General features: G+C 66.8%; 17 protein-coding genes. 13 read left to right on the forward strand and 4 right to left on the reverse strand.

The genetic code is table 11. The features are described from left to right. Positions 1–212 precede the first annotated feature (212 nt). From FOC40_RS01555 to FOC40_RS01565, 3 genes are all read left to right on the forward strand, one after another. Positions 213–4037, forward strand: a complete 3825-nt coding sequence (locus FOC40_RS01555) for a S8 family serine peptidase (RefSeq protein ID WP_003796041.1) — start codon at positions 213–215, stop codon at positions 4035–4037. A 232-nt stretch (positions 4038–4269) separates the two neighbouring features. Beyond that, positions 4270–8091, forward strand: a complete 3822-nt coding sequence (locus FOC40_RS01560; protein WP_003796037.1) for a S8 family serine peptidase — start codon at positions 4270–4272, stop codon at positions 8089–8091. Positions 8092–8397: 306 nt separating this feature from the next. Next, positions 8398–8862 (forward strand): hypothetical protein, encoded by a 465-nt coding sequence (locus FOC40_RS01565; protein ID WP_039929629.1) that lies wholly within the window; start codon positions 8398–8400, stop codon positions 8860–8862. A gap of 65 nt (positions 8863–8927) precedes the next feature. Here the strand turns inward: FOC40_RS01565 and FOC40_RS01570 are convergent, their stop codons facing one another. Beyond that, positions 8928–11942 carry a lysylphosphatidylglycerol synthase transmembrane domain-containing protein gene (locus FOC40_RS01570; RefSeq protein ID WP_003796034.1) on the reverse strand — a complete coding sequence of 1005 codons (3015 nt, stop codon included), beginning with the start codon at positions 11940–11942 and terminating at the stop codon, positions 8928–8930. A gap of 113 nt (positions 11943–12055) precedes the next feature. Between FOC40_RS01570 and FOC40_RS01575 the strand changes: the two genes are divergently transcribed. The 3 genes from FOC40_RS01575 (at position 12056) to pheA (ending at position 16142) form a co-directional block, all read left to right on the forward strand. Next, the gene (locus FOC40_RS01575) at positions 12056–12682 is read left to right on the forward strand and encodes a DedA family protein (protein WP_003796032.1); all 627 of its coding nucleotides are present in this window, start codon (positions 12056–12058) and stop codon (positions 12680–12682) included. Positions 12683–12685: 3 nt separating this feature from the next. Continuing rightward, positions 12686–14962 (forward strand): DUF6541 family protein, encoded by a 2277-nt coding sequence (locus tag FOC40_RS01580; protein ID WP_003796030.1) that lies wholly within the window; start codon positions 12686–12688, stop codon positions 14960–14962. A gap of 172 nt (positions 14963–15134) precedes the next feature. Beyond that, positions 15135–16142: a prephenate dehydratase gene (gene pheA / locus FOC40_RS01585; protein WP_003796028.1), complete on the forward strand. Its 1008-nt coding sequence runs from the start codon at positions 15135–15137 to the stop codon at positions 16140–16142. Positions 16143–16227: 85 nt separating this feature from the next. Here the strand turns inward: pheA and FOC40_RS01590 are convergent, their stop codons facing one another. Then, positions 16228–17547 carry a diacylglycerol/lipid kinase family protein gene (locus tag FOC40_RS01590; RefSeq protein ID WP_003796026.1) on the reverse strand — a complete coding sequence of 440 codons (1320 nt, stop codon included), beginning with the start codon at positions 17545–17547 and terminating at the stop codon, positions 16228–16230. A 254-nt stretch (positions 17548–17801) separates the two neighbouring features. On the opposite strand from FOC40_RS01590, the gene serS reads away from it, so the two are divergent. The 3 genes from serS to FOC40_RS01605 all read left to right on the forward strand — a co-directional run bounded on the left by serS (position 17802) and on the right by FOC40_RS01605 (position 20808). Then, the gene (serS, locus tag FOC40_RS01595; protein ID WP_003796024.1) at positions 17802–19079 is read left to right on the forward strand and encodes a serine--tRNA ligase; all 1278 of its coding nucleotides are present in this window, start codon (positions 17802–17804) and stop codon (positions 19077–19079) included. Further along, on the forward strand, positions 19076–19993 hold the full coding sequence (locus tag FOC40_RS01600; protein ID WP_003796022.1) for an HAD hydrolase family protein: 918 nt from the start codon (positions 19076–19078) through the stop codon (positions 19991–19993). The genes serS and FOC40_RS01600 overlap by 4 nt, the downstream gene beginning before the upstream one ends. 215 nt (positions 19994–20208) lie before the next feature. Next, positions 20209–20808 carry a TetR/AcrR family transcriptional regulator gene (locus FOC40_RS01605; protein ID WP_003796020.1) on the forward strand — a complete coding sequence of 200 codons (600 nt, stop codon included), beginning with the start codon at positions 20209–20211 and terminating at the stop codon, positions 20806–20808. Between the two features lies 1 nt (position 20809). On the opposite strand, the gene FOC40_RS01610 is transcribed toward FOC40_RS01605, so the two are convergent. Then, positions 20810–21040, reverse strand: coding sequence for a type II toxin-antitoxin system RelE family toxin (locus FOC40_RS01610; RefSeq protein WP_003796018.1), 231 nt, complete (start codon positions 21038–21040; stop codon positions 20810–20812). 16 nt (positions 21041–21056) lie between these two features. Further along, positions 21057–21299: a ribbon-helix-helix protein, CopG family gene (locus tag FOC40_RS01615; protein WP_003796016.1), complete on the reverse strand. Its 243-nt coding sequence runs from the start codon at positions 21297–21299 to the stop codon at positions 21057–21059. Between the two features lie 249 nt (positions 21300–21548). On the opposite strand from FOC40_RS01615, the gene FOC40_RS01620 reads away from it, so the two are divergent. The 4 genes from FOC40_RS01620 to FOC40_RS01635 all read left to right on the forward strand — a co-directional run bounded on the left by FOC40_RS01620 (position 21549) and on the right by FOC40_RS01635 (position 26555). After that, positions 21549–23153, forward strand: coding sequence for a xylulokinase (locus tag FOC40_RS01620; protein WP_003796013.1), 1605 nt, complete (start codon positions 21549–21551; stop codon positions 23151–23153). 81 nt (positions 23154–23234) lie between these two features. Continuing rightward, positions 23235–24116 (forward strand): DUF5926 family protein, encoded by an 882-nt coding sequence (locus FOC40_RS01625; protein ID WP_003796011.1) that lies wholly within the window; start codon positions 23235–23237, stop codon positions 24114–24116. Between the two features lie 91 nt (positions 24117–24207). Further along, positions 24208–25056 (forward strand): glycosyltransferase, encoded by an 849-nt coding sequence (locus FOC40_RS01630; protein ID WP_039929627.1) that lies wholly within the window; start codon positions 24208–24210, stop codon positions 25054–25056. Continuing rightward, positions 25053–26555: a DUF2079 domain-containing protein gene (locus tag FOC40_RS01635; RefSeq protein WP_003796006.1), complete on the forward strand. Its 1503-nt coding sequence runs from the start codon at positions 25053–25055 to the stop codon at positions 26553–26555. The genes FOC40_RS01630 and FOC40_RS01635 overlap by 4 nt, the downstream gene beginning before the upstream one ends. The last annotated feature ends 130 nt before the right edge of the window (positions 26556–26685 follow it).

The raw sequence follows: 26685 nt of genomic DNA on the forward strand, positions 1-26685 counted from the left end.
GTCAAGACCCTGACCCGGGCCCGAGAACGTTGCTATGTAAGTGTTCTCGGGCCCGGGATTCATTACTGGGTAAAATAACCGTCATCTGTTTCTCTTTGTGAAATAAAGTTTGTCACAAGACTTGTCTGCGGTATGTTGGCAGTGACGGCCGACACGACGAGATTCTCGCCGTGCTCGAACACGGCCGTCCGTCGACACATTGGAGTAGGCATATGACAACGAAGAAACCAGCGACGCTCCTCGCGCTGGCTGGCACCGCCGCGCTCGTGGTTGCCGGCCCCGCGGCCCTCGCATCCCCGCCAACCCCGGCGGATACCCGACCCGACGCGGGCGCCACGGCCTCGTCCCTGCCCGTTGGTGACGTGGATACCGCGCTCACCTCGAAGAGCGGGGAGACCACCCAGACTGAGCAGGCCCCGACGACCGACGAGGTTGACCCCGCCGCAGTCGTCACGATCGTCGTCCAGCTCGACGACGGCGTAGACCGCACGGCCTCCCTCGCCTCGATCAACGAGGCCGTGGCCGGCGCATTCCCCGGCTCCTCCACCCAGGTGGAGCGCGAGTACGACAAGGCCCTGCAGGGCTTCGCGCTGAGCGCCCCCGCCGGATCCCTCGACGCGATCCGCGCGGTGAACGGCGTCAAGGCCGCCTTCCTCGATCGCGACACCCACGTCGATGGCGTCGACGATCAGGTCGCCGGAGAGGGTGCGACGAACTCCTCGCGCATCGCCACCCAGGACCCCGCCAACCTCAGCGCGCAGCTGATGATTCACGCTGACCAGATCACCCAGAAGGGCGACGGCAAGGTCGTTGCCGTCATCGACACGGGCGTGGATATGACGCACCCCGCGTTCGCGGGTGCCCTGCACGGGACTCCCGGGCTTTCCGAGGACAAGGTTGAGGCCCTGACCCCCCAGCTGGGTGACGGCAAGACCGGCAGCTACGTGTCAGAAAAGTTCCCCTTCGCCTACGACTACGCGGATAACGACCCGGACGCCTCGCCGACCGGCGAAGCCGGATCGCACGGCACGCACGTCGCCGGCATCACCGCGGGCAACGCGGGCGAAATCGTGGGCATCGCCCCCGACGCGCAGATCATCGTCGCCAAGGTCGCCCGCAGCAGCAACGGCGGCATCCCGGACTCGGCACTGCTCGCCGCTCTCGACGACATGGTCATCCTGCACCCCGACGTCGTGAACCTATCCCTCGGACAGACCGGAGGCATGGATAACGAGGCCGACTCCATGTACGCGACCGTCTTCAAGAGCCTCCAGGACGCCGGCGTCACCGTGAACGCGGCCGCCGGCAACGAGTACACCGCCGGATACGGCAACCTGTCCGGCAAGAACCTGCCCTTCGCCTCCGACCCTGACTCCTCGGTTCTGTGCGAACCGGCGTCCTACTCCTCGGTCGTGTCCGTGGCCTCGGTCGACAACTCGCTGGCGCACAGCGCCTTCACCGTCGGCGACCGCGACATCGCCTACCAGCGCGCCGGTGGCGCCGACGGCCAGAAGATGCCTGACCTGTCCGACCTGACCGGAGGTCCCTTCGAGTACGTCGACGGCGGCATCGGTTCACCCGAGGACGGCGAGGCTTTGAAGGCCAAGTACCCCGAGGGCCTCGCGGGCAAGATCGTGCTGGTCAAGCGCGGTTCTCTTACCTTCCAGGACAAGTTCAACAACATCGCCGGCTCCAAGCCCGCCGGCTTTATCGTCTACAACAACGTGCCCGGTGACTCGCTCGTGGTCATGAGCCTGGCGACGGACGGCGTTCCCGCCGCCTTCATCTCGCAGGCTGACGGCGAGGCCATGCTGGCCGCCGCCGACCACCACCTGAGCGTCGCCCCCGGCAAGGTCGTGCCCCCGAGCTCGAAGTACTCCATGTCGAGCTTCTCCTCGTGGGGCGTCACTCCGGACCTGCGCCTCAAGCCCGAGGTTAGCGCCCCCGGTGGCAACATCTACTCGGCCGTGCCCGGCGGCACCTACGAGTTCATGTCCGGCACCTCGATGGCGACCCCGCAGATGGCGGGCGTGAGCGCCGTCGTCCTGCAGCGCGTCCAGAACGATCCGCTGTTCGCGTCCATGAGCGCGCGCGAGAAGGTTGACGTCGTCCAGAACCTCATCATGAGCACGGCGGCCCCCATCGTCGACCCGCTCCAGGACACCGGTGCCCCGTATTCCCCGCGCAAGCAGGGCTCGGGCCTGGCGAACGTCCTGGCGGCCACGACCTCGTCCGTGTACCCGATCGTCGTCGGAGCCCCCGAGCAGTCCCGACCCAAGGCGGACCTGGGGGACGGCACGAAGGGCTGGCACTTCGACGTCACGCTGCACAACCTGTCCGGCGCCGAGGCCACCTACGAGCTGAGCTCGCAGGCGCTGTCGGAGATCGTTGAGGGCGGGTTCTTCACCGGCCACTCCGCCGATTGGCGAGGCAAGGGCGTGGACATCGCCTACTCCGGCGCGGCCGTGAGCGGCACCGATGAGGGCGCGATCATCACCGTTCCCGCGAACGGCGAGGCGACCGTGGGCGTGGACGTCAAGCCCGGCGCCGACTTCGATGCCTCCGTCGCACAGAACACACCCAACGGCACCTTCCTCGACGGCTTCGTGCGCTTCACCTCGAAGACCGCGTCCCAGCCCGACCTGACGGTGCCCTACCTGGGCTTCTACGGAAACTGGGGCAAGGCCCCCATCTTCGACGCCCTCGCCTCCGAAGGCGGTGCCCACACGCTCGCCTCCTGGGTCTACAACGGCACGACGGGCCAGCAACTGGGATACAACCCCCTGGTCAAGGACGCTGATCGTATCGGACTGCCCACCTCGAGCAAGAACGTCATCTCTCGCTCGGATGCCTCGGGTGCTCCCACGGTTCTCCAGCCCCGCACGGGCACGCTGCGCAGCGTCCACACCCTCAACGCCGCGTACACGAACGCCGCCGGAGAGACAGTCGCGACCTTCACGCGATTCATGAACTGGAAGTCCGCGCTCGATTCCTCCACCGGCAAGATGACGTGGGTCGAGCAGGGGCACGATCCGATGTCCCTGGACGCGCGCGCAGACGCGTACAAGAACCTGCCCGACGGCGCCTACAAGCTGACGCTGTCCGCGCACAACGACGGCCCCTCGCAGGCCGATCAGTCGATCTCCTACGAGTTCCGCCTCGACACCGCCGCGCCCGTCGTCTCCAACCTGGAGTACAAGGGCGAGGGTGCCGACACGGTCCTGTCCTTCGACATCACGGACGCGTCGCTGCTAGCCGCGATCGACCTGCACGACCCGGCCGACGGCCTGTGGTTCTACCGCCACATCTTCACCGATAACGAGGCCACCACCGCCGCGGACGGCACGCGCGCCTACCACGTTGAAATCCCCTTCAAGGACATCGCCCAGGCGTGGACCGACCAGGGTGGCTCTGGTGAGGTCATCGCTCACCCGTACCTGTTGGCCTGGGACTACGGCCTCAACCACTCCGAGGCCCTGACCCTGAACCTGCCCAGCGACAACACCGGCACCGCCGACGCGTGCGCGAGCACCGAGGGCGGCCACTGGACGAAGGACGCGGCCGGCTGGTTCTACACCTGCGCCGACGGTACGAGCTACCTCAAGGGCGGCTGGTACACGATCAACGGCTCGGACTACCTGTTCGGCCCGTCGGGCTACATGGCGACCGGCTTCCTCAAGCGCGCCGATGGCCAGTGGGTCTACGCGAACGAGTCCGGCGCCCTCGTGGGTGGCTGGGTGCGTGACGGCGGCTCCTGGTACTACCTCGACCCCACCACAAAGGTCATGGCCACCGGTTGGGTCGCCGACGGCGGCTCGTGGTACTACCTCACGTCTTCCGGTGCTATGGCCATCGGCTGGGTCAACGACGGTGGCTCCTGGTACTACCTGTCCGGCTCGGGCGCGATGGCGACGGGCTGGATCAAGGTTGGCGGCCTCTGGTATTACCTGGGACCCGATGGTGCAATGCTCACCGGCACCCAGGTCATCAACGGACGCACCTACGTCTTTGACGGTAGCGGCGTATGGGTTGGGTGAGATGAGGTGATCAGCACCTAACGGTGTTCATGTTCGGGTCCGGGAACCTTGCTGCGTAAGTGTTCCCGGACCCGAAATCATGCTGACAGTAAAATAATGTCCAATCGTTTCCCAATGTGAAACAAAGTTTGTCACATGCGTCTTGTGCGGTATTTTGACAGTGACGGCCGGCACGGTGGAGTCCCCTCCTCCTGCCAACACAGTCACCCGTCGACACATTGGAGTTACCCACATGACAATGAAGAAAACAACGGCGTTCCTCGCGTTCGCCGGCGCCTGCGCGCTGGCGGTGACAGGGCCCGCGACGCTCGCAGCGCCGCCAAGTCCCGCAGACGCGCATCCCGCTACCGGAGCCACGGCCTCGTCCCTGCCGGTCGGTGACGTCGATACCGCGCTCACCTCAAAGAGCGGGCAGACCTCCCAGCCCGACCAGGTCACGCCGACCGCCGAGCAGGATGCTTCGGCGATCGTCGGGATCATCGTGCAGCTGCACGAAGGCTCGGACCGCGCGGCATCCCTCGCCTCGATCAACGAGGCCGTGGCCTCGGCATTCCCGGGCGAGAGCGCCCAGGTGCAGCGCGAGTACGACAAGGCCCTCGAAGGATTCGCGCTGAGCGCGCCCGCCGGCTCCCTCGACGCGATCCGCGCGGCGAGCGGCGTCAAGGGCGCATTCCTTGAGCGCGAAACGCGCGTCAGCGATGTCGACGAGGTCGATGCCGAGGGCGGTAGCCAGGCTCCCCGGCTCTCGACCCAGCATCCCGACAACCTCAGCGCCCAGATCATGATGCGTGCCGACCAGCTCACCCAAAAGGGTGAAGGCAAGGTCGTCGCCGTCATCGACACCGGCGTCGAAATGACCCACCCCGCATTCTCTGGCGCAATGCCCTCGACGCCCGCGCTTACTGCGGACAAGGTGGGGGCCCTGACCCCGCAGTTGGGCGAAGGCAAGCAGGGCGTTTACGTCTCTGAGAAGTTCCCCTTCGCCTACGACTACGCGGACGGTGACAACGACGCGATGCCCGCCAAGGGATCGTACGGCTCCCACGGCACGCACGTCGCCGGCATCACCGCCGGTAACTCCGACCAGATCGTCGGAGTCGCCCCCGAGGCGCAGATCATCGTCGCGAAGGTCTCGCGCAGCTCGGACGGCGAGATTCCCGACTCGGCGCTGCTCGCCTCCCTCGACGACATGGTGGTCCTGCACCCCGACGTCGTGAACCTGTCCCTTGGACAGCTCGGCGGCATGGATAACGAGGCCGACTCGGTGTATGCCTCCGTATTCAAGAAACTCCAGGATGAGGGCGTCTCGGTCAACGCCGCGGCCGGCAACCACTACTCGGCCGGATACGGCAACACCTCCGGGCGCAACCTTCCGTACGCCTCCGACCCCGACTCCTCAACCCAGTGCGAGCCCGCGACCTACTCCTCGGTCCTCGCCGTGGCCTCGGTCGATAACCTCCTGTCCTACAACGCCTTTTCCGCCGCCGGAAAAGACATCGCCTACCAGCGTGCGCGCGGCGCGAACGGCGAGAAGGTCGCCGAAATCGCTGAGCTGGCCGCCGGATCCTACGAGTACGTCGACGCCGGATTCGCCACCGAGGAAGACGCCGCCGCCCTCACAGCCAAGTACCCCGGTGGCCTGGCGGGTAAGTTTGCCCTGGTCTCACGCGGCAAGCTGACCTTCCAGAAGAAGATCGAGAACCTGGCGGCGCTCAAGCCCGCCGGCATCCTCGTGTACAACAACGTCGCCGGCGACTCACTCATGCTCATGAGCATCACGACCCTGGACGTGCCCGCCGCGTTCATTTCCCAGGAGAACGGTCAGGCCATGCTCGCGGCCGCAGATCGTCACCTGACCCTCGTGGATGGCAAGACCATCACCCCGAACTCGAACTATTCGATGTCGGACTTCTCCTCGTGGGGCGTCACCCCGGACCTGCGCCTCAAGCCCGAGGTCAGCGCCCCCGGCGGCAGCATCTACTCGGCTGTCCTGGACGGAAACTACGATCACCTCTCCGGCACGTCCATGGCGACCCCGCAGATGGCCGGTGTCAGCGCTGTGGTCCTGCAGCGTGTCCAATCTGACCCGTTGTTTGCGTCGATGAGTGCGCGCGAGAAGGTCGACGTCGTCCAGAACCTCATCATGGGTACGGCTCGCCCCATCGCGGACGCCGCCCAGGAGAACGGTGTCTTCTATTCGCCGCGTAAGCAGGGCTCGGGCATCGTTGACGCCCTGGCTGCCACGACCTCGTCGGTGTACCCGACCGTGGTCGGTGCTCCCGAGCAGTCCCGACCCAAGGCGGACCTGGGGGATGGGACCACCGGATGGCACTTCGATGTCACGCTCCACAACCTCGGCGCCGCACCCGCGACCTACGAGCTGAGCTCCCAGGCCCTGTCCGAGGACGTTGACGGTGGATACTTCACCGGCAGCTCCACGGATTGGCGAGGCCGCGGGGTTGAGATTCGCTATTCCGGCGCTGCAACGGCTGCCGCCGAAGGCGCGACTGTTACCGTCCCGGCCGGTGGTCAGGCGACGATCGGCGTGGACGTCACCCCCGGCGACCAGTTCGCCGCCTTTGCGACGGCTAATACGCCCAACGGCACCTTCCTTGACGGTTTCGTGCGCTTCGCTTCGAAGACAGAGTCCCAGCCCGACCTGACCGTGCCCTACCTGGGCTTCTACGGAAACTGGGGCAAGGCCCCCATCTTCGACGCCCTCGCCTCCGAAGGCGGTGCGCACACGCTACCCTCGGGTATCTATAACGGCGCGAGCGGGAACATCCTCGGCTACAACCCGTTCACCAAGACGAGCGACCTTACGGGTCTGCCCAAGGCTGACCGCTACGTGATCTCTCGGTCCGAGGCCTCGGGTGCTCCTACCGTCCTCGAACCGCGCACGGGCACGCTGCGCAGCGTCCACACCCTCAACGCCGCGTACACGAACGCCGCAGGAGAGAAGGTTGCATCCTTCACGCGTTACCAGAACTGGAAGTCGGGTATCAGCCCGAGTACCGGCAGGATGACCTGGGTCGAAGAAGGCCACGAGCCGACGTCGCTCGACCTGCGTTCCGATGCATTCAAGGGCTTGCCGGACGGTGCCTACAAGCTGACGCTGTCGGCGCACAACGACGGTCCTTCGCAGGTGGAGCAGTCGATCTCTTACGATTTCCGTATCGATACGGTTGCGCCCGTTGTCTCCAACGTGACCTACACCGGGGAGGGCCAGGACATGGTCGTCTCCTTCGACGTCTCCGACTCCTCGCCGCTGGCTGGGATTGACGTGCATGACCCGGCCGATGGCCTGTGGTTCTACCGCTACGTTTTCTCAGACAGGGAGGGTAGCCTCGGGGCGGATGGGACCTACACGTACCACGTTGAGGTTCCCTTCAAGGATATTGATGCTGCGTGGGGTTACCAGGGTGGCTCGGGCAGCGTCATTGCCCACCCGTACCTGTTGGCCTGGGACTACGGCCTCAACCACTCCGAGGCCGCGACCCTCGATCTGCCCAGCGATAACCCCGGCACGTCCGAGGCGTGCGCGAGCACCGAGGGCGGCAACTGGGTCAAGGACGGCGCCGGCTGGTGGTATGCCTGTGCAGGTGGCAAGGATTACCTCAAGGGCGGCTGGTTCACGATCAACGGCTCGGATTACCTGTTCGGCCCGTCGGGCTACATGGCGACCGGTTTCCTGAAGCGGGTTGACGGCCAGTGGGTCTACGCGAATGAGTCCGGTGCCCTCGTGGGTGGCTGGGTGCGTGACGGCGGCTCCTGGTACTACCTTGACCCTGCGACCAAGGTGATGAAGACCGGCTGGGTTGCAGATGGTGGTTCCTGGTACTACCTCACGGGTTCCGGTGCTATGGCGTCCGGCTGGGTCAACGACGGTGGCTCCTGGTACTACCTGAACGCTTCCGGAAAGATGGCCACCGGCTGGCTCAACGTGGGCGGCTCCTGGTACTACCTGTCTCCCTCCGGCGCCATGCTGACGGGCACACAGGTCATCAACGGACGCACCTACGTGTTCGACGCGAACGGAGTCTGGGTGCGCTAATGCGCGTCTGCTCTGGATCACTGATTCGCTGATTCACGAGGCCGGGGCCCGGGAACGCTCACTGCGAGCGCTCCCGGGCCCCGTCGCATGCAATACCCTCAAGACCATCTTGTAAAGAGTATCTATCGTCGAAATTGCAACGTTTGCGGATGGTGATGAACAGCCGTGCAATCGAATTGCATACGAGTTTATGGTGATCGTGCGCGCGCAGCTTGATGTTGGGCCGCGAGCACCCCGGCTACGCGCCTGCGGTATGTTGGAGGTGTCAGCACGACAGTGCACGCCCGCAGCAAGGAGCAGATAACCATGAAGAAGCCAGCCGTTTTCCTGGCCGGGGTGGGTACGTGCGCACTCGCGGTCGCAAGTTGTTCCACCGCGACGTCGCCGACGCCCGCGTCGCAGTCCGGTCCTCCCGAGGACTCTGCCCAGTCCGCGCCGGGAGCCACGGCCTCGCCGACGATCGACCCCGACACCGCACTGACGTCCAAGAATGGGCAGAGCGGCCCGAGCGCGCAGTCCGGCCAGGAGGCCGATAGCTCGGTTGTCATCATCGTCCAGCTCGTGGAAGGCACGGACGGCGAGACGACCCTCGCCTCGATCAACGAGGCCGTGGCCTCGGCATTCCCGGGCGGGTACGTTTCCGTGGAGCGCGAGTATCGCAACGCCTTAAAAGGCTATGCGCTGCGCGCGCCCGCCGGGTCGATCGATGTCATTCGAGCGGTGAGTGGCGTCCAGGCGGCATACCCGGACGGCAACAACCTCCTCCAGTAAGCGAACATCCGGCTGCCTCGCGCCGGGACGCGTGACAGCCGGATGTAGATGCGCGCAGTAGGACCCTAGATGAGGTCCTTCTTCTCCATGTACTTCATGGCCAGCCAGCCGAACGGGATGCGGCCGTAGAAGGTGACGAGACGGTAGAGCAGAGCCGTCGCGATTGCGACCGACGAGGAGATGCCCGCGACCGTCAGGCCTGAGGTCAGCGCCGTTTCAACAGTACCGATACCGCCCGGTGAGGGGATGAAGGAGCCGGCCGCGTTCGCCGTCAGGTAGGTGATTGACACCGTGGAGAAGTTCAGCGAACCACCCATGGCGAGCAGGGCCGTCCAGAACGAGCCCACGTAGCCGATGTTCATCAGCAGGTTGCCGCCCACGACCGCGGCGAGGCGACGGGGCTGGCCGATGATCCACAGGAGGCGCGGGTAGACCTGCTGCCAGGTCGGCTGAATCTTCGACCAGATCCAGCGGCGCACCTTCGGTACGGCGACAATGATGCCGACCGCGACCATGACGACCGCGACGACACCCAGGATGGTGCCGTAGGGGACCGACACGGACAGCGAGGATCCGGCGATCACCATGACGAGGAGGAGCAGGATGATCGTGATGAGCGCCTGCGAAATCTGCATGAGCGTCACCGTCGTCACCGCCATGGCGGTCGGGACGCGGCGCTTGCGCAGGTAGCGCAGGTTGAGGGCAGCGGGTCCCACGCCGGCGGGCGCCACGATCGTAATGATCGAGGCCGCGACCTGGGCGACGAGCGTCTCGCGCAGGCTCAGCTTCTCGGGCGACAGAGCAACAAGCGGGACCGCGGAACCGACCCAGATGAGGCAGGCGAGCAAGGCGGAAGCGAGCATCCACCACAGGTTCGCGCTCTTGACCGTGGTCACGATGTCGCTGAAGTTCAGCGAGCTGACGACGATGAAGACGGCGATGAACGCCACCGCGATCGTGAAGATCGTGCGTGGGCGGAATCGCTGCAGGTCAGCGGTGTGCGCGGTCTCGGCCTCGGAGTCTCCCACGAGGGCGGCGCGCAGTTCGCCCAGCAGGTCGGAACGGCGTAGGCGCTGATTGATCTCGGCGGGCAGCACGGGCTTCTGGATGACGGGGGCGCACGCGATCAGCGTATCCTCACCGACGCAGCGTCGACCGGCCTCGAGCGCGCGCTCAGGTCCCACGGCAAGTGCGGTGAGGACCAGCATCTGCGCGATGTCGATGGACTGGTTCAGTTCGGTGGTCGCGACCTCGCCGGAATCCCAGTCGAGCAACCACACGTCCGAGGAAGAGTCGACGACCACGGCCTCGGGGGTGAGAGCACGGTGCGAGATGCCGCGCGAGTGCGCGAAGTGCAGCTGCTCCCATGCGCGCTCCAGGATCTCATCCGACGCGTTCTCGCCGAGCTCCGTGAGCGGAGTCGTGGGGGGCAGAGCGGACATGACCAGGATGATCGAGTCGGAGGCTGAGGCGATGCCGATCGGTTCCTGTGTGAACACGCCTGCGCGCAGCGCCTGCAGCGTCGTGAAGGAGGAGCGCTCGGCCTGAGCCTTGAGCGAGGGCGACACCCAGCGGCTGATGCCGCGCAGGCGCAAGTTGTTCCACATCTCGAGGAGCGTGCCGGTCAGTTCCTGGCCGGGGTCCATGGCGATGATCTCGTAGGCGAGGCCCGTGTCGCTCCATGCCTGGTAGTGGCGGTGATGGTCTTGGATCGGGCGGCGCGTCACCGTGACGCCCATGTCGCCGAGGTCGGCGGGCATCTGGGTGAGGCGGCCGCGCGAGTTCTCAGCGACGGCCCACGTAGCCAGGGGCTCCTCGGTCGTGTCGAGGTCGGTGCGTACGATCCGCGAGGGCGTAATCCCGATGTTGAGGAGTGCCTCGACGAGTTTGGCTCCCTTTGCCCGCTGGTCGTCATAGCCCATGATCCACCGCGAACCCGAGCCGAAAGCGCGGCCCAGGAAGACGGAGATGAAGGCGACGGGCAGGGTCATGGACGAGCGCAGCACGCCGAGGATGAGAATGATCCACAGGCCCGTCCATCCCCACTTGATGGCCTTCATCGACTGTGCCTCGCCGGCGGAGGTGAACAGCGCGCACAGGGTAACGATGACCAGGTTGATGGCGATCGCGATGCCGGTCTGTGAACCCTGCGTGGCAAGCGCGCGGTCGACGCTCAGCGGCGCCGTCAGGTCGGAGGGCAGCAGGCCCGTCAGCAGGATGATGATCCAGCCGCCGACCGCGGCCACGAGGCTCGTCACGAGGACCTGGATGATCGCCTGGAGGCGTTTACGCAGCGCGAGCGAGACGATCACGAGGATCGGCGTGGTCAAAATGATGAGGCCCTCGGTGATGCTCACGGGCAGGATGAGGATCTGGCGGACGAGCTGGAAGCTCAGGACGTCCATGGTGACGCCGCGCGTGGTCGCGCTGGCCAGCGCGCCGATCGTCCAGATGAAGAGAATCGCGATGAGGGAGATGACGACGTCGACGAGGTCTTCGCGGCGGCGGCGCACGGGCAGGATGCGGTCAGCGATGTAGACGGGGCGGGGCAGTCGCATGCGGCGTACGGGAAGGTTTGCGGCGATTTCGCCGGTAGCCGGGGGCGCGGCGGATTCAATATCCGCGTCCTTGTCGCCGGTGGTGGCCTCTGTGTCGGTCTCCGTGGTGGCCTCTGGCGCGCTGGCCTCGGCCTCGTCGGTGGGTTCCTCGGAGCTGGCAGCGGCGTTATCGGCCGTGGGCGCGGGCGGGGGAAGCAGAGGATCCGCCGCGCCCTCGTTATTCGTCGACGAGGCAGGGGTGCCCTGGTCGGCGTCCGCGTGGCTGGGAGGAATGCTGGGCGGCATGGCTACGGGCGCGGTCGTCGTGTCCGGCGTGACGACGGGCTCCATGACCTCGGTGCGCGCCTCCGAGGAAGGGGCCTCCGGGGGCGGGGGAGCCTGCGGGGGTGCCCCGGCCTCGTCGATCATCCCCATGAGGGTATCCACCCCGGATGTCAAGGGGTCGGCGGAGGAATCGGGGACGAAGAGGAGGTTCGTGCCCCCGACCGGAGAACCGTCGTGTGAATCCTTGCGCTTCCTCATGCCGCCTATCCTATATTCGCGGTCAACAAAGGTAGGGTTAGGGTGATACATCCCCGGCAGAAAAGGGCCCTATCGTGACCTGGTCGACACTCGTGACCGCATCAGATCCGTCGATGCTGCACACCGTTATCGAGTGGTTTAAAAATCCCGAGACTCTGCTCGTCGTCATGGGGCCGTGGGTGCTGTGGGGAACGATGCTCATCGTCCTCATCGAGTCGGGTGTCCTGTTCCCGGTGCTGCCCGGTGAATCCCTGTTGTTCACCGCCGGCCTGCTCCACGACCGCCTCGGCCTGCACCTGCCGACGCTCATCCTCCTCGTCGTCGTCGCGGCCTTCATCGGAGCGCAGATCGGCTACTTCCTGGGCGCCAGGTGGGGGCGTCGCTTCTTCAAGCCCGACGCTCGCATCCTCAAGACCGCGCACCTGGAGAAGGCGGAGCACTACTTCACGAACTACGGTGGCCGCTCGCTGGTCATCGGACGTTTCATCCCCTTCGTGCGCACCTTCATTCCGATCGCAGCGGGCATGGCTCGCTACCCCTACCCGAAGTTCCTGGCCTTCAACACGCTGGGTGCCGTCGTGTGGGGTGCGGGCTTCATCCTCGCGGGTTCGCTCCTGGGCAACGTGCCCTTCGTGCACGACAACCTGACCCTCATCCTCGGCGTCATCATCCTCGCGTCGGTCCTGCCCGTCATCATTGAGATTGTGGGCAAGCGCCGCGCCGCTTCCGACAAGGAGTAATCCATGCTGGCCTGGTGGATGCTGCTCCCGACCCTGCTGGCCATGATGGTCGCCCTGGTCCTGCCGGGGTTCATGTGGCTGAGGGCGGGAGGTCGTTCGTCGCTCGTCGCGATCGGAGCGGCTCCGGCGTTCACCTTTGGCCTGATCACGATCCTGTCCGTCGCCTACCCGGTGCTCGACATCGAGTGGGAGCCCTCGACGGCGCTGCCGATCCTCGGCATGAGTGCCCTGGGAGGTGCCGGCGCCTGGAGCCTGAGCTTCTTCCGCCGCAGCAACGACGGATTCTCCCTGCGGGGAGTTCCCCTGCGCGAGGCGATCGGCGTGCGCAAGCCGATCGGCGGACGCCAGGCCGCGATCCGCGCGGCCACGTGGGGAGCGATCCTGGTGGGCTTCGTCCTCGCGGCGTTGCCCCTCGTGATGGGCGCGGCCCCATCGAACCCTGTCCAGCAGTGGGATCCGACGTTCCATCAGAACGGCGTGCACGCGATGCTGTACGGCAAGAACGCCAGTCCCTTCGGTGGCCTCCACGAGCTGTACGGCGGCCGTAACGTCTACTATCCGACGGGCTGGCACGCTTTTGTCTCGCTGTTCGCGCGCTACGACTCGGTCATCCAGGCCTCGAACGTGTCCTCGCTGGCGCTCATGGCCGTATGGGTGGTCGGCCTGGCGGCCCTCGTCTCGGTGCTGACCGCGTCGCGCAGCGCGATCATGGCGGCGCCCATCATCGGCGGGTTGTTGCTCAATATGCCCGCCGATGCGCTCACCATGTACAACCAGTGGCCCAACTCGACGGGCACCGCTCTGGTGCCGGGTCTGGCGGCCATCGCGATCGTCGCGGGGCGCAGGCTGGTCGCCGACCTGCGCGCGGGCGAGGTGCTGCATGCTTTCCTGCGCCGTATCCCGCAGGCGGTGTTCCTCCTCATCGGTGCCATCGGCCTCGTCGGCGCGCACCCGAGCGCCGCCTTCTCGATCCTCGCGTTCCTGATCGCGCCGCTCCTCGCCTCCATCGCGTCCCTCGCCCGACGCGCCTACGGTCGCGGTGGACGAGGCCAGCTCGTCGCCCTGGCGTGGGGCGCCATCGCGTTTGTCGTCGTCGCGGCACCGCTCCTCGCGCTGTCGTCGTCAAAGATCCGGGCCATGGGCAGTTACCGGCGCGACGGCAGCAACTGGGGCGAAGCCTTCAGCCACGCATTCCTGCCCTACCCGCCCTTCTCCAACACCGCCGGCAACGCTCAGTGGATGATCGTCCAGCTCATTCTCCTGATCATCGGCATCGCGGCGACCGCCCGCCTCCACCTGCTGTTCCGTCGCACGGATCCCCTGGAGCGTGCCGCCGAGCGCGCCGGACTCACCGATGACGCGGGTGTGGAAGCGGAGGAGGGCACCCTGGCCTCGGCCCAAGAGATCGAGGAAGCCGAGGAGGAGGCGCAGCCCCTGCCGTTCTGGCCGTTGGCCTCCTATACGATCCTTGCGGCCCTCACCGCCCTGGCGTACTCGCCCGACTCGGCGCTGCGCACCTACCTGCTGGCCCCCTGGTACAAGGATGCCCGTCGCATTATGGGCGTCGAAGACATCGCGCTGACGATCCTCATGGCGGTCGGTGTCGCCGCCATCGTTCGTCTCATCCACGCCGCGTGGACGAGGTCGCTGCAGCGGATCCTCGCCGAACGAGGAGCCGACGACAATATCGAGGCGCCGCGTTGGCCAATCCAGTTCGCTGTCGGCCTGCTCGTGCTGGTCCTGTCCGGCTTTGGCGCCATCGACGCGCGGAACGCTGCGGTCGCCCAGGTGTACGATCCGAATCGCCTGGGCAAGCCGGGTATGGCCACGATGGGTGAGCTCGCCATGCTGCGCCGCATGCCGTACACGACCGCCCCCGACGCGCTCATTCTGGGCGACCCGATCGCGGGCGCGGCGTACTCCGAGATGATCGGCGGTCGTAAGGCGGTATTCCCGCAGCTGAGCACCGCTAACAAGGATGTGGCCTCGCAGAAGATCCTCATCCAGCGTTTCCACGATATCGGGACCGATCCCGAGGTGTGCGAGGTCGTGCGCAGGCTCGGCATTACCCACTTCTACGAAGAGGAAGACGGAGCCTACTACAACTTCATGAGATCCTCCCGTCACCCCGGCCTCTACAACGTGGACACGTCCACCGGCTTCGAGCTGGTCGACGCGGGCGGCACCGCGAAGCTGTGGAAGATCACCGCGTGCGGCGAGGTGACGCCGGGTGGTGGACGCGAGGCCTTCGCGAACGGCGTGACCGGCTCCCGCGACTGACGATCGGTCGGTTTCCTGGGGGAGTCCGCCGCCTGGGGGAGTTTCGCGCGAGGCCGGCGGCGCGCCTCCGTGAGGCTCGCCCGGCCTCGGAACCCGCGCGATTGGCCACAATGCGCCCTCGTCCCCGAAACGAGGCCGCGCCACTCTCTTCGCTCTCGTTACCCTTGACACCATGACGACGAACATTCCCGGCCCCGCGCCCCTCGGTGACAAGCTTCGTATCGCCTTCCTTGGCCCGTTCGGCACGTTTACCGAGCAGGCTGTCCACCAGGTCGCGCCCGCCGGCGCGATCCTCATGCCCATGACGAGTGCCCCGCAGGCGCTCGCGGCCGTGCGCCGCGGCGAGGCCGACCGTGCCGTCGTCCCGATCGAAAACTCTATCGAGGGCGGCGTCAATGCGACGTTGGATTCGCTCTCGCATGGCGACCCCCTCGTCATCGTTGCAGAGATGCACGTGCATGTTGTCTTCCAGCTGGCCGTCCTGCCGGGTACTCGCCCCGAGGATATTCGCCGTATCGGGACGCACCCGCACGCGTGGGCGCAGTGCCGCGGCTGGGTTGAGGAGACCTTCCCCGGCGCGATCCACGTGCCCGCCACGTCAACGGCCGCTGCCGCCGAGCTCCTCTCGGATGGTGACGCGTCCTTCGATGCCGCCTTGTGCAACGCGGTCTCGGTCAACACCTACGGCCTGGAGGCCCTGTTCACCGACGTCGCTGACAATCCGGGCGCGATCACTCGCTTCGTCCTGGTGGCTCGCCCCGGCGTGGTGCCTCCTCCGACCGGCGCGGACAAGACGACCATCCAGGTTGCCCTGCCGGTCAATAAGTCGGGTGCTCTGCTGACCCTCCTTGAGCAGTTCTCGGCGCGCGGCGTCGACCTGTCCCGCATCGAGTCGCGTCCGAGCGGTGACGGCCTCGGCAATTACACGTTCAGCATTGACATCGTCGGCCACATCCGTGAGGAGCGCGTTCAGGCAGCCCTCGTCGGCCTGCACCGTTACTCGCCGGATGTTCGCTTCATGGGTTCCTACCCGCGTGTCGACGGCGTGCGAGCGTCGGTTGCCCCTGGTACGACGGACGAGGCCTTCCGCGCGGGTCGCGCGTGGGTTGCGGACCTGCTGCACGGTGGGGATGGCATGGGTGAGGCTGCGGGCAACGCCCCGTCCTGGCCGCTGGCCTGACGCCCGCGTCGCCGCGCTGAGCCTATAGGCGTCGCCCCGGCCTCGTATCAGACGAGACTGGGGCACGCTCTATGACGGGGCCGACTTAGCCGGGCAGGAGCTCCATCCATGTGCGCTCCGCGGGCACGGCGATGTCGAGGGCGCCGGCCTGCATGCGAATGTGCATGGTGTGGGCGAGTCCGATCGCGTCGCCGTCCACCTGGCACACCTGGGCCTCTTCGGCCGTGACGGACGCACCCTTCGCCTGGCGGAACGCGACCTTGCCGGTCGAGACGGGCAGGTTGATCGGGCGTAGGCCGATGAGCTGGCCGAGCATCTTCCAGGTCACGTCAGCCCAGCCGAGCAGGCCGGCGAGCGCGTCAACCGCGATGACGTCGATGAGGCCGTCCGACAGCTCTGCATCGGGGGCGAGAACCAGCATCTTCAGCTCGCCCGCGTTCGCGAACATGACGGACCGGGCCTCGATGCGGGTGATCTCATCGGCGGGTGAGCGCAGGGGTTCGGCGCTAGCCGAGGAGGCCTCGTCCAGGGCCTCTCCCGTGATCTGATCGCCGACGCCCAGGGGGTCCGCCACTCGAGCGGCGGGTGAGCGTAGGGTGAGGCGCGCCTTCATGCGCGGAACGCCCATCGCACCCAGGCCGGCCCACACGTAGGCGATCCATCCGATGCGCTTCTTCAGTTCGGGGTTTGTGTCCGCCATCGTTGCACCGTCGTATCCCATGCCCGCGACGACGAGGCACGCGTACTCGTCCGCGCGCGGCTCATTCGACGAGGCGGGGGCGCCCTGGTCCGCAGCGCTGGCTTCGGGGTGTAGCGCGGTGCGTGCCGCGAGGCGCAGTCCGCCCTCGGCGGGCTGAGTGGACTCCTGGGTGACGTCTTCAATGCGTACCCACGCCAGGTCGACGGCGCGGTGGTTGCGGTCGAGCGCGACGGCGAGGGCCTCTTCGGGGTCGTCGGGGACGGAGAGGTTTCCGGCCAGGACGTTGCCGGTGCCCACGGGGATAATGCCCATGCGGACGCCGGATCCTGCCATGCCGGCTGCGACGGCGCGCACGGTCCCGTCTCCGCCTGCGGCGATCACGATGGTGGCACCTTCCTCAAGGGCTCGTACGGCCTGACCGGTGCCCGGGTCTTCGCGGGTGGTCTCGCGCCAGTGCATGTGGTCGACGCCGAGCTCTTTGGCCTTGCGGTTGATGCGGTCCTTGAAGGCCTGTGGGTCCTCGTGCTTCGAGGGATTCATGATGATCCAGGGGCGGGGACGTCCGCGCGTCGGGTCGTCCACCGACGCGGGGATGTCGAGGGCCTTGCGGCGGCGGTGCTTGCGGGTCAGGGCTGTTGCGACGCGTGCGGCTCCGATGGCTCCGGCTCCGACAGCGGCGGCGAGTACCCACGGTGTTGCGTCCATATGCCTAGCGTATCCCGCTTTATGCCTGTGGATGTGTTGTGAAGTGTCTTTTCGTTGCACTTCGTGTCATCGGATGGGACCTGCAGCGTGCTCGCCGCCATGTTGTTCACACGGTTATGCACCAAAGGTGGATAACTTTCAGGTTTTTGAGGACCTCATGGGTGTAGTTTGTGCATAACCTTGACCTCCTGTTTTGAATTCAGAATCGTGGTGGTAGGGGACACGGCGCGCCCACCTGGCATAGGATGGGACGCATGATTGATGTGCGTGCCCTGCGTGAAAACCCCGAACCCGCCCGCGCCTCCCAGCGTGCCCGCGGAGCGAACCCCGGCCTCGTCGACGAAATTATCGAGGCCGACGTCGCCCGCCGCGAGGCCCTGCAGGCTTTCGAGACGCTGCGAGCCACCCAAAAGGAGGTCTCCAAGTCGGTGGGTCGCGCCTCTAAGGAGGAGCGTCCGGCGATCTTGGCTCAGGCTAAGGAGCTCGCCGAGCAGGTGAAGGCCGCCGAGGCTGCCGCCAACGCCGCCGACGCCGAGGCCGACCGCCTCGCGCGCCTCCTGCCGAACCTCGTTCTCGACGGCGTGCCCGTCGGCGGCGAGGAGGACTTCGTGGTCCTGCGCCACGAGGGCCCCGCCCCCCGCGACTTTGCGGCCGAGGGCTTCGAGCCCCAGGATCACCTCGCGCTTGGCGAGGGCCTGGACGCGATCGACACCAAGCGCGGCGCGAAGGTCTCCGGCGCCCGCTTCTACTACCTCAAGGGCATCGGCGCCCGCCTCGAGCTGGCCCTCATGACGATGGCCATGGATCAGGCGCTCGCCAACGGCTTCGTGCCGATGATGACCCCGACCCTCGTGACCCCGCAGGTCATGGGCGGCACCGGCTTCCTCAACGAGCACTCTGACGAGATCTACTACCTGCCCGCCGACGACCTGTACCTGACGGGTACGTCCGAGGTGGCCCTCGCCGGCTACCACGCCGACGAGATCCTCGACCTGAGCGATGGCCCCAAGCGCTACATGGGCTGGTCCACCTGCTACCGCCGCGAGGCGGGCTCTGCGGGCAAGGACACGCGCGGCATCATCCGCGTTCACCAGTTCAACAAGGCTGAGATGTTCAGCTACTGCCGCCCCGAGGAGGCCGCCGAAGAGCACCAGCGCTTCCTCGCGTGGGAAGAGGAGATGCTCGCCAAGGTCGAGCTGCCCTACCGCGTCATCGACACGGCCGCCGGCGACCTGGGCACCTCCGCCGCCCGCAAGTTCGACTGCGAGGCGTGGCTGCCCACTCAGGAGCGCTACATGGAGGTCACCTCGACCTCGAACTGCACGACGTTCCAGGCGCGCCGCCTCGGCATTCGCGAGCGCCGGGAGGACGGCATGGCGCCGGTTGCCACTCTCAACGGCACTCTGGCCACGACCCGCTGGATAGTCGCCTTCCTGGAGAATCACCAGCAGGCGGATGGCTCGATCTATGTGCCCGAGGCCCTGCGTCCCTACCTGGGTGGACTTGAGGTTCTGAGCCCGGTCGCCCGATGAGCCAAGAGCGCTTCCTGACGGTCCCCTCCTCCGGGGAAGTTGCTCGCCCCTTCGAGGTTCTTCTCGACGAGGCCTCGGCCGCCCTGCCCGCCGACTTTCCGACGTCGGCGGGCGAGGTCCTTGTCGCGCTCGACATTGACGGCACGATCCTGACTGCCGCGGGGGCGACCCCGCGCGTGCTCGAGGGGATCCACGGCCTTGCCGCCGCGGGTGCCCAGGTGCTCATCGCCTCGGGCCGCGCGCTCGAGGGCGTCATCCCGGTCCTGGGTGCCCTGGAGTTCACGGACGGGTGGGCGCTGTGCAACAACGGCGCGACCCTCGTGCGCGTGAGCGGCGGGGAGTGCGAGATCGTCGAGGAACGCACCTTCGTGCCCGGTCCGATCCTGGAGGAGATCGCCGCCGCCGTGCCCGGCTCGGTGTTCGCATCGATGCCGCACCCCGACATCCTCCTCTCCGCTCCCTTCCCGAACAACGAGATCGAAGGGAGCGATCATCGCATCGTGTCGATGGAGGAGCTTGCCTCCACGCCCACGCCAAAGATCGTCGTGCGCGCCGCCGAGATGGATCGTGAGGAGTTCGGTCGGATCCTGTCGTCCCTGGACGTGTCGCGCACCCATGAGGTGTTCGTCGGCTGGACGTCCTGGGCGGACATCGAGCCGCTCGGGGTGACTAAGGCGAGTGGCCTGGAGTCTCTGCGTCAGCGCCTCGGACTGCCCGCGTGCGGGACCGTTGCCGTTGGGGATGGCACGAACGACATCGCGATGATCGAGTGGGCGGCCTTCGGTGTCGCCATGGGTGGTGCCTCCGAGGAGGTGCGCGCCCACGCCGACCACGTGACGGCCGCCGTCGACAATGACGGCGCCGCCGCGGTCATGCACGCGATTATGCGCCGCTGCGGGGGTGCTGGCCGCTGAGCCAGTCACCCATGATCTCAAAGGCCTGGTGAGGGTCGCCGATCTGGCAGTGCTGCGCCATGCGCAGAGTGCCTTGCCTCTCATGCAAAACCGTTTGCCTCTTCCTGAAAAGCTCACATTCATCGCACAATAACAAACAGAGTGTTGCATACCGGACGGGGCAACCGCTATGCGTAGGATAAGCCTATCGATAGTGGAAAAATGATCGGAGAGACATGTTCCTGCGTAGCGCAGATAAGCACGGGCGCGAAGCTGAGAAGAACCTTGACCTGCGCATCCGGAAGACGCGTCGGGCGATCCGTTCCGGCCTCGTGAAGGTGTGTCAGGCCAAGCCGTATGCGCACGTGAGCGTCACCGACATCTGCGCCGCGTCGATGGTCTCGCGCACGACTTTCTACGACCACTACACCGACAAGGACGCGCTCCTGGCCGAGGTCGTGTCCTTCCTCCTCGAAGAGATCACCCCTGCCCTCGAAGGCCTGTGGTTCGGTGAGGGACGCGACGCCCACGTTGTCGCCCGGCATCTCGCTGACGTGTACGCGCGCAATGGGCAAGCTCTGAAAACCCTGCTGGCAATCCGCGTGGGCGGCGAGGGGGATCTGCATGAGCAGCTTTATCGCACGTGCTGTTCGGTATTTACCGATTGGGCGCGCGGTCGCATGGATGACGAGGTGCTCCCGCTGGCCGCGGATGTCTACGCGTCCGTCGTCCTGACCTTCATCGAGCGCAGCGCCACCAAGCCCCTCACGGACAAGGAACTCGCCGCTATCGACCGCGCGCGTGAGCTCTTCATCGCGGGCTTCGGCGCTCAGTAAACTAGCGGTAGATTCGAGACCGGTGATCGATATGGATGGCGAGGATCAATAACTCATCATCTTCGATGGAAGCAATGATCCGGTAGTTGCCGACTCGGTATCGCCAGAAGCCCGCGAGGTTGCCGGTCAGTCCTTTCCCGCGCGAGCGGGGATCCTCGCCGCTCGCAGTCTCGCGGAGGTAGTCGATGATGCGGCGCGCGGTTGGCTTATCGAGCTTGCTGAGCTGCTTCACTGCACGCGGTGACAGCTCAGCCCTCCAGGCCAAGACTCTTCACCGCCTCGTCGAGGCTCACCGATGCGACTCGTCCGGCGCGAATGTCCTCGAGTTCGGCCTGCAGCGAGTAGGCGAGCTCAATCTCTTCAAGCGCTGACTCGATGGCGCGATTCATGTAGAACGACTTCGTTCGTCCCGTCCGCTGGGCGAGGGCCGTGAGGCGGGCGTCGATCTCAGGATCGAGCTTGACGGAGCGTGCGACCCGTGCGGTAGACATGTGTCCTCCTCTAATGTGACTACGCGTAGTCTACGCCCCCGAGTCGTCAGTTGGGAAAGGATTTTGGAGAGAGAAGGTGGGACATAGCGTTGATGTGATCAAACGACGTTGTCAATGCGGTGTAAATCTGCATATGGCGGACAGTGTGTCCGATAAACGTTCGTACGTCCCTGTCGCTACCTGCGCGAAAGTGTTACCGTTAACGCAACCCTGGCCCCGGCCTCGTCAATGAAGACTCAAGGAGCACACATGAGCACCGACCCTCGCGCCGCCATCGCCGCCGCTGACACCGCGCTCGGCATTGAGTTCGGCTCGACCCGCATCAAGGCCGTCCTGATCGGCCCCGACCACGAGGTGCTCGCCACCGGCGGCCACGGTTGGGAGAACCACCTCGAAGGCGGCCTGTGGTCCTACACCCTCGACGAGGTCGTCGCCGGCCTGCGCGCGGCCTACGCCTCCCTGGTCGCCGACGTGCGTGAGCGCTACGACGTCATCCCCGCGTCTTACGGCTCGATCGGTATCTCCGCGATGATGCACGGCTACCTAGCCTTCGACGCCGAGGGCAACCTGCTCGCGCCCTTCCGCACGTGGCGCAACACCAACACGGGGCGCGCAGCCGACGAGCTCACCCGCCTCTTCGGCTTCAACATCCCGCTGCGCTGGTCGATCGCGCACCTGCACCAGGCGGTCCTCGACTCCGAGGAGCATGCGCCGCGCGTCGCCCGCCTGACGACGCTGGCCGGTTGGGTCCACCACCAGCTGACGGGGCGCCACGTCCTGGGCGTTGGGGACGCCTCGGGCATGTTCCCGATCGACTCGGAGGCGGGCACCTACGTGGAGTCCTACCTCAACCAGTACGAGGCCCTGGTCGAGGCCCGGGTCCCGTGGCGCCTGCGCGACGTCCTCCCGACCGTGTTGAGCGCGGGCGAGGACGCGGGGACGCTGACCCCCGAGGGCGCCGCGCTCATCGACCCGACCGGCACGCTCCAGGCCGGGATTGCGCTGTGCCCGCCCGAGGGCGACGCGGGTACCGGCATGATCGCCACGAACGCGATCGCCCAGCGCACGGGCAACATCTCGTGCGGCACCTCCGTCTTCCTCATGGCTGTCCTCGAGCGCTCCCTCGCCGAGCTGCACACTGAGATCGACATGGTGACGACGCCCGACGGCTCGCCGGTCGCGATGGTCCACTCGAACAACGGCGCGTCCGAGCTAGATGCGTGGGTCGGCTGGTTCGCCGACTTCGCGCGCCTCGTCGGTGCCGACGTGAGTGTCCCGGCGATCTACGACGCCCTCTACAACCACGCGCTTACGGGCGAGGCCGACGCGGGCGGCGTCATGGCCTACAACACGCTGTCCGCCGAGCCCCTCATCGGCCAGGAGGTCGCGCAGCCTGTCTTTACGCACACGGTCGACGCGCGCGTCAGCCTCGCGAACGCGGTGCGCGCCCAGCTCATGAGCATCTTCGCGGCCGTTCGCATCGGCGTCGACATTCTTCGCGGCGAGGGTGTGCACCTCGACTCCCTCTTCGCTCACGGCGGCCTCTTCAAGACCCCGGGCGTCGCTCAGCAGATCCTCGCGGACTCGCTGAACATCCCCGTCTCCGTGGGCGACACAGCGGGCGAGGGCGGCGCGTGGGGTATCGCGGTGCTCGCGCGCTACCGTGCGGTCCTCGCAGGGGACGAGGCCGCACCCGCCCTGCCGGACTACCTCTCCGAGCGGGTCTTCGCGGGTGCCTCGGTCTCCACCCTCGAACCCACCCACGAGGGTGTGGCCGGGTACGAGCGCTTCCTCGACGCCTACCGCGCGGCTCTGCCCGGCGTGGAGGCCATCGCCCGGGGCTCCGCCCGCTGACGAGGTATGGGCTGGGGTGAGTGGACCGGCTCGCCCAGCCCCCACCTCGTTGATTGAGCGAAACCCGCTACGATTACACCCATGGGTAAAGCTAGCCGCCGTAAGAAGGTCACCGATCCCGCCAAGCTCAAGGCGTATCGCCCGCCGATCCCCTTCGTCGCGCGCCCCTACGAGGGCCTGCCGAAGGAGATCGAGCTGGTCGCCATGCGCGAGCTCATCCCGGCGGCCACGATGACCGCACGCACCGACGCCGACCACGGCGCCGTCGAATTTGACTTCGTCACTCTCCTGCCCGAGGGCCACCCCGCGATGGTGCGTCCCGACGGCCGCATCCTCGTTGCGCTGCAGACCCGCTCGAACTCCGCGGACCTCAGCCACGACGCGGGTGCCGCGCTGCTCGCGGCCATCGCTGCGAAGGAAGCGGGCGACGAGGGCGTCATCTCGATCGACGTGCGCGAGCCGTCCGAGCGTCTCCAGGACATTGTCGACGTCGACAGCTTCACGGATATGAAGCTCGAGGAGGACTTCTCCTTCTGGTTCGACCCGGCCGAGGAGATCGACGACCAGACGCGTCGCGCCCTCGAACAGAACCGCGACGAGATCATCCCGACCGAGCCCGTGCCCGGCGTCCCCGGCGCGTACTGGTGCGAGATGAACCGTAACTTCGTGCGTTTCCTGACGAATAACGACGAGACCAAGCTGTTCGACGCGCTCGCCCGTCTGGCCGCGCGCGGCGAGGCCAACGTCGGCGAGGGTTCCCGCTACGTGGGTTCCTTCCGTGCGTGCGGCCTGATCGTCCCGGTCTTCGAGCTGCCCGAGGGTGCCAGCGCGGCCGACGTCGCGCCCGGCACGCAGGCCCTTGCCAAGGCCCTCAAGGAGGCCCTCAAGGTCACCGAACGCCTGGATGACAAGGAGCGCCGCGCACGTCAGGGCCTCGTTTCCCGAGCTGTGACGATTCGCTGAGGATAATTTTACCTATCGTTTAGATAGGTTTGTCGCTCACATTACGGGCGGCGGGACGCGATCGCGCCCCGCCGCCCGTAAACTGTTAGTCGTGAACTATCCCGCCGGATCTCGAGGTTCCCAGCCGCAGCGAGTCGCCGCCGTCATCGCTGCGCACAACGTCGGACGCGCCGTCGCGGCCACCGTGCGCGCATGCCGCGCCATACCCAGCGTTGACCTCCTCATTGTTGTCGACGATGGTTCTACGGACGACACCGGCCGCGCCGCCCGTGCCGCAGGCGCCGTCGTCGTGCGCCACTCCGTTGAACGCGGGCGCGCCTCGGCCATCGAGACCGGCGTGAAGGTTGCCGCCATGCGCGACCGCCCCGACGGGCCGCCCCGCCACATCCTGCTGCTCTCTCCTGACCTCGGCGACTCCGCGGTCGAGGCCACCGCCCTCGTTGAAGCCGTTTTCGCCCGCCAGGCCGACATGGCGATCGCCGTCCCGGCGACGGGTCGCGAGTACTCGGGCTACGGGCCGGGCGTCGCCCGCCGCCTCATCCGCCGCAAGACCGGCTGGAACTGCCACTACCCGCTCAGCTACCAGCGCTGCCTGACGCGCGAGGCGATCGATGCGGCCATGCCGTTCAGCGGCCGCTATGTGCTCGAGGCGTCCACGACGATCAACGTTCTGCGCGCGGGGCTCTCCGTCATGGAGGTCCCCTGCAACTTCGCGCACTCGGGCGCGGACCGCTCGCTCGGCTCGCTCAACCGCCCGGCACGCATGTTCGATGCCGTGCGCGCCACGGTTAGCCAGCTCTTCCACTCCGACGCGCGCTCGAAGCGCCGCGCCGACCATGAACAGGGGATCGGCGTGCCCTACCCGGCCCCCGCCTCGGCCCGCGACGAGGCGGAGGCCTCTGATCCTTCCGACGCGCGCCGCACGGAGATGGTCGGGTGAAGGGCCCGGATCGATTAGCCGTCGGTCGCTTCATCGCGACCTGGTGGCTACCAGCCGTCATTGCGTGCGCCGTCGGCGCGCTCTACGTCTGCTATTCGGTGGCGCAGTGGCGCGCGCTCGTCGCCCCCTCCTGGGACCTGGGCATCTTCGCCGAGGCCGTCCAGGCATACTCGCGCTTCGAAGCACCCATCGTCCCCATCAAGGGGCCGGGCTACAACCTGCTGGGCGATCACTTCCACCCGATCCTGGCGCTCCTGGGACCGATCTTTCGTCTCTTCCCCTCGGCGCTGACCCTCCTCGTCGTCCAGGACCTGCTGATCGCCGCGTCGGTCCTGCCGATCGCGCGCCTCGCGCAGCGCCTCCTCGGCCGAGGCGGTGCCCTCCTCGTTGGGCTTGCCTACGGGCTGGGGTGGGGGTTGCAGGGAGCGGTCGGTGCCCAGTTCCACGAGGTCTGTATGGCCGTCCCGCTGCTGGCGTTCGGGGGTGTCGCCTTCGTCGAGCGGCGCTGGGGTGCGTGTATGGTGTGGCTGGCGCCCCTCGTCCTTGTCAAGGAGGATCTCGGGCTGACGGTCTTTGTTGCTGGCCTCGCTCTCGCGTGGCGGCGGCGAGGTGAAGGGCGTTCCGGTGTCCTGCGCTCGATAGCGTACGCTCTGTTCGGCATCGTCGCGTTTGTTCTGACAGTGAAGGTGTTGCTCCCGATGATGAATCCTGCGGGCACGTGGGCCTACTCCCTCGACGGTTCCGCCACCGGGGCGGGCACGCCGACCGGTGGAACCACCGCCGCGCGCGACATCCCCTCCCTGTGGGACATCCTGACAACCCCATCTGTCAAGCTCGTGACCCTCATTGTCCTGGCCGCCGGCGCAGGCTTCGTGGGCACTGCCTCGCCGTGGTTCGCGCTGGTGGCGCCGACGCTCGCGTGGCGCTTCGCTGGCTCGGTGGAGAGCTACTACGGCTGGGACTCGTGGCATTACAACGCTGTCCTCGTTCCCATCGCGGCGTGCTCGCTGCTCGACGTCATCGACCAGTGGCTCGCGCCCGAGCGCGCCGACGCCGAGACCGACGCGGACGCTGAGGACGAGGCCACGGCCTCGTCGAATCTGGGCTGGCGCGTGGCGGCCTGGGCGGTGGCGTGCGTGCCCGCTGCGTCGTTGGCTCTCACGGCCTCGTCGCTGCCGCTGTGGCACCTGCCTGACCTGAAGGAGGATCCGCGCATGGCTGCCGCCCTCGGCGCGCTCGACGCGGTGCCCGAGGGGGTGAGCGTCGAAACCGACACGACGCTGCTCGCGCGCCTCGTGCCCGGGCGCGAGGTTTACTGGGTGGGAACCACTGGCAGCATGGATACCCCTCCGGAGTATGTCGTCATCGACGCGCGCTCCTACGCGTGGGGGGACCAGCAGGTCGACGCAGAGTCGTGGGGGAGCGCCGCGCACCCCGGCCACTCCTACGAGACCGTCTACGCCAAGCAGGGCTTCCGCGTCGTAAGGCGTACCTCGTAATACGACAGGTGTTGCACGGTAGCGTTGCCCGCGACCTGGTCTCGACGCGCGCGACTACTGTGCGTTACGCGGGCACGGGGAGTCCCTTGCGAAAAGTTGTCGCTGGCCAACGACGTGCCTTTCATGTGGT

The organism is Schaalia odontolytica (assembly GCF_009730335.1).
Lineage (GTDB): Bacteria > Actinomycetota > Actinomycetes > Actinomycetales > Actinomycetaceae > Pauljensenia > Pauljensenia dentiphila.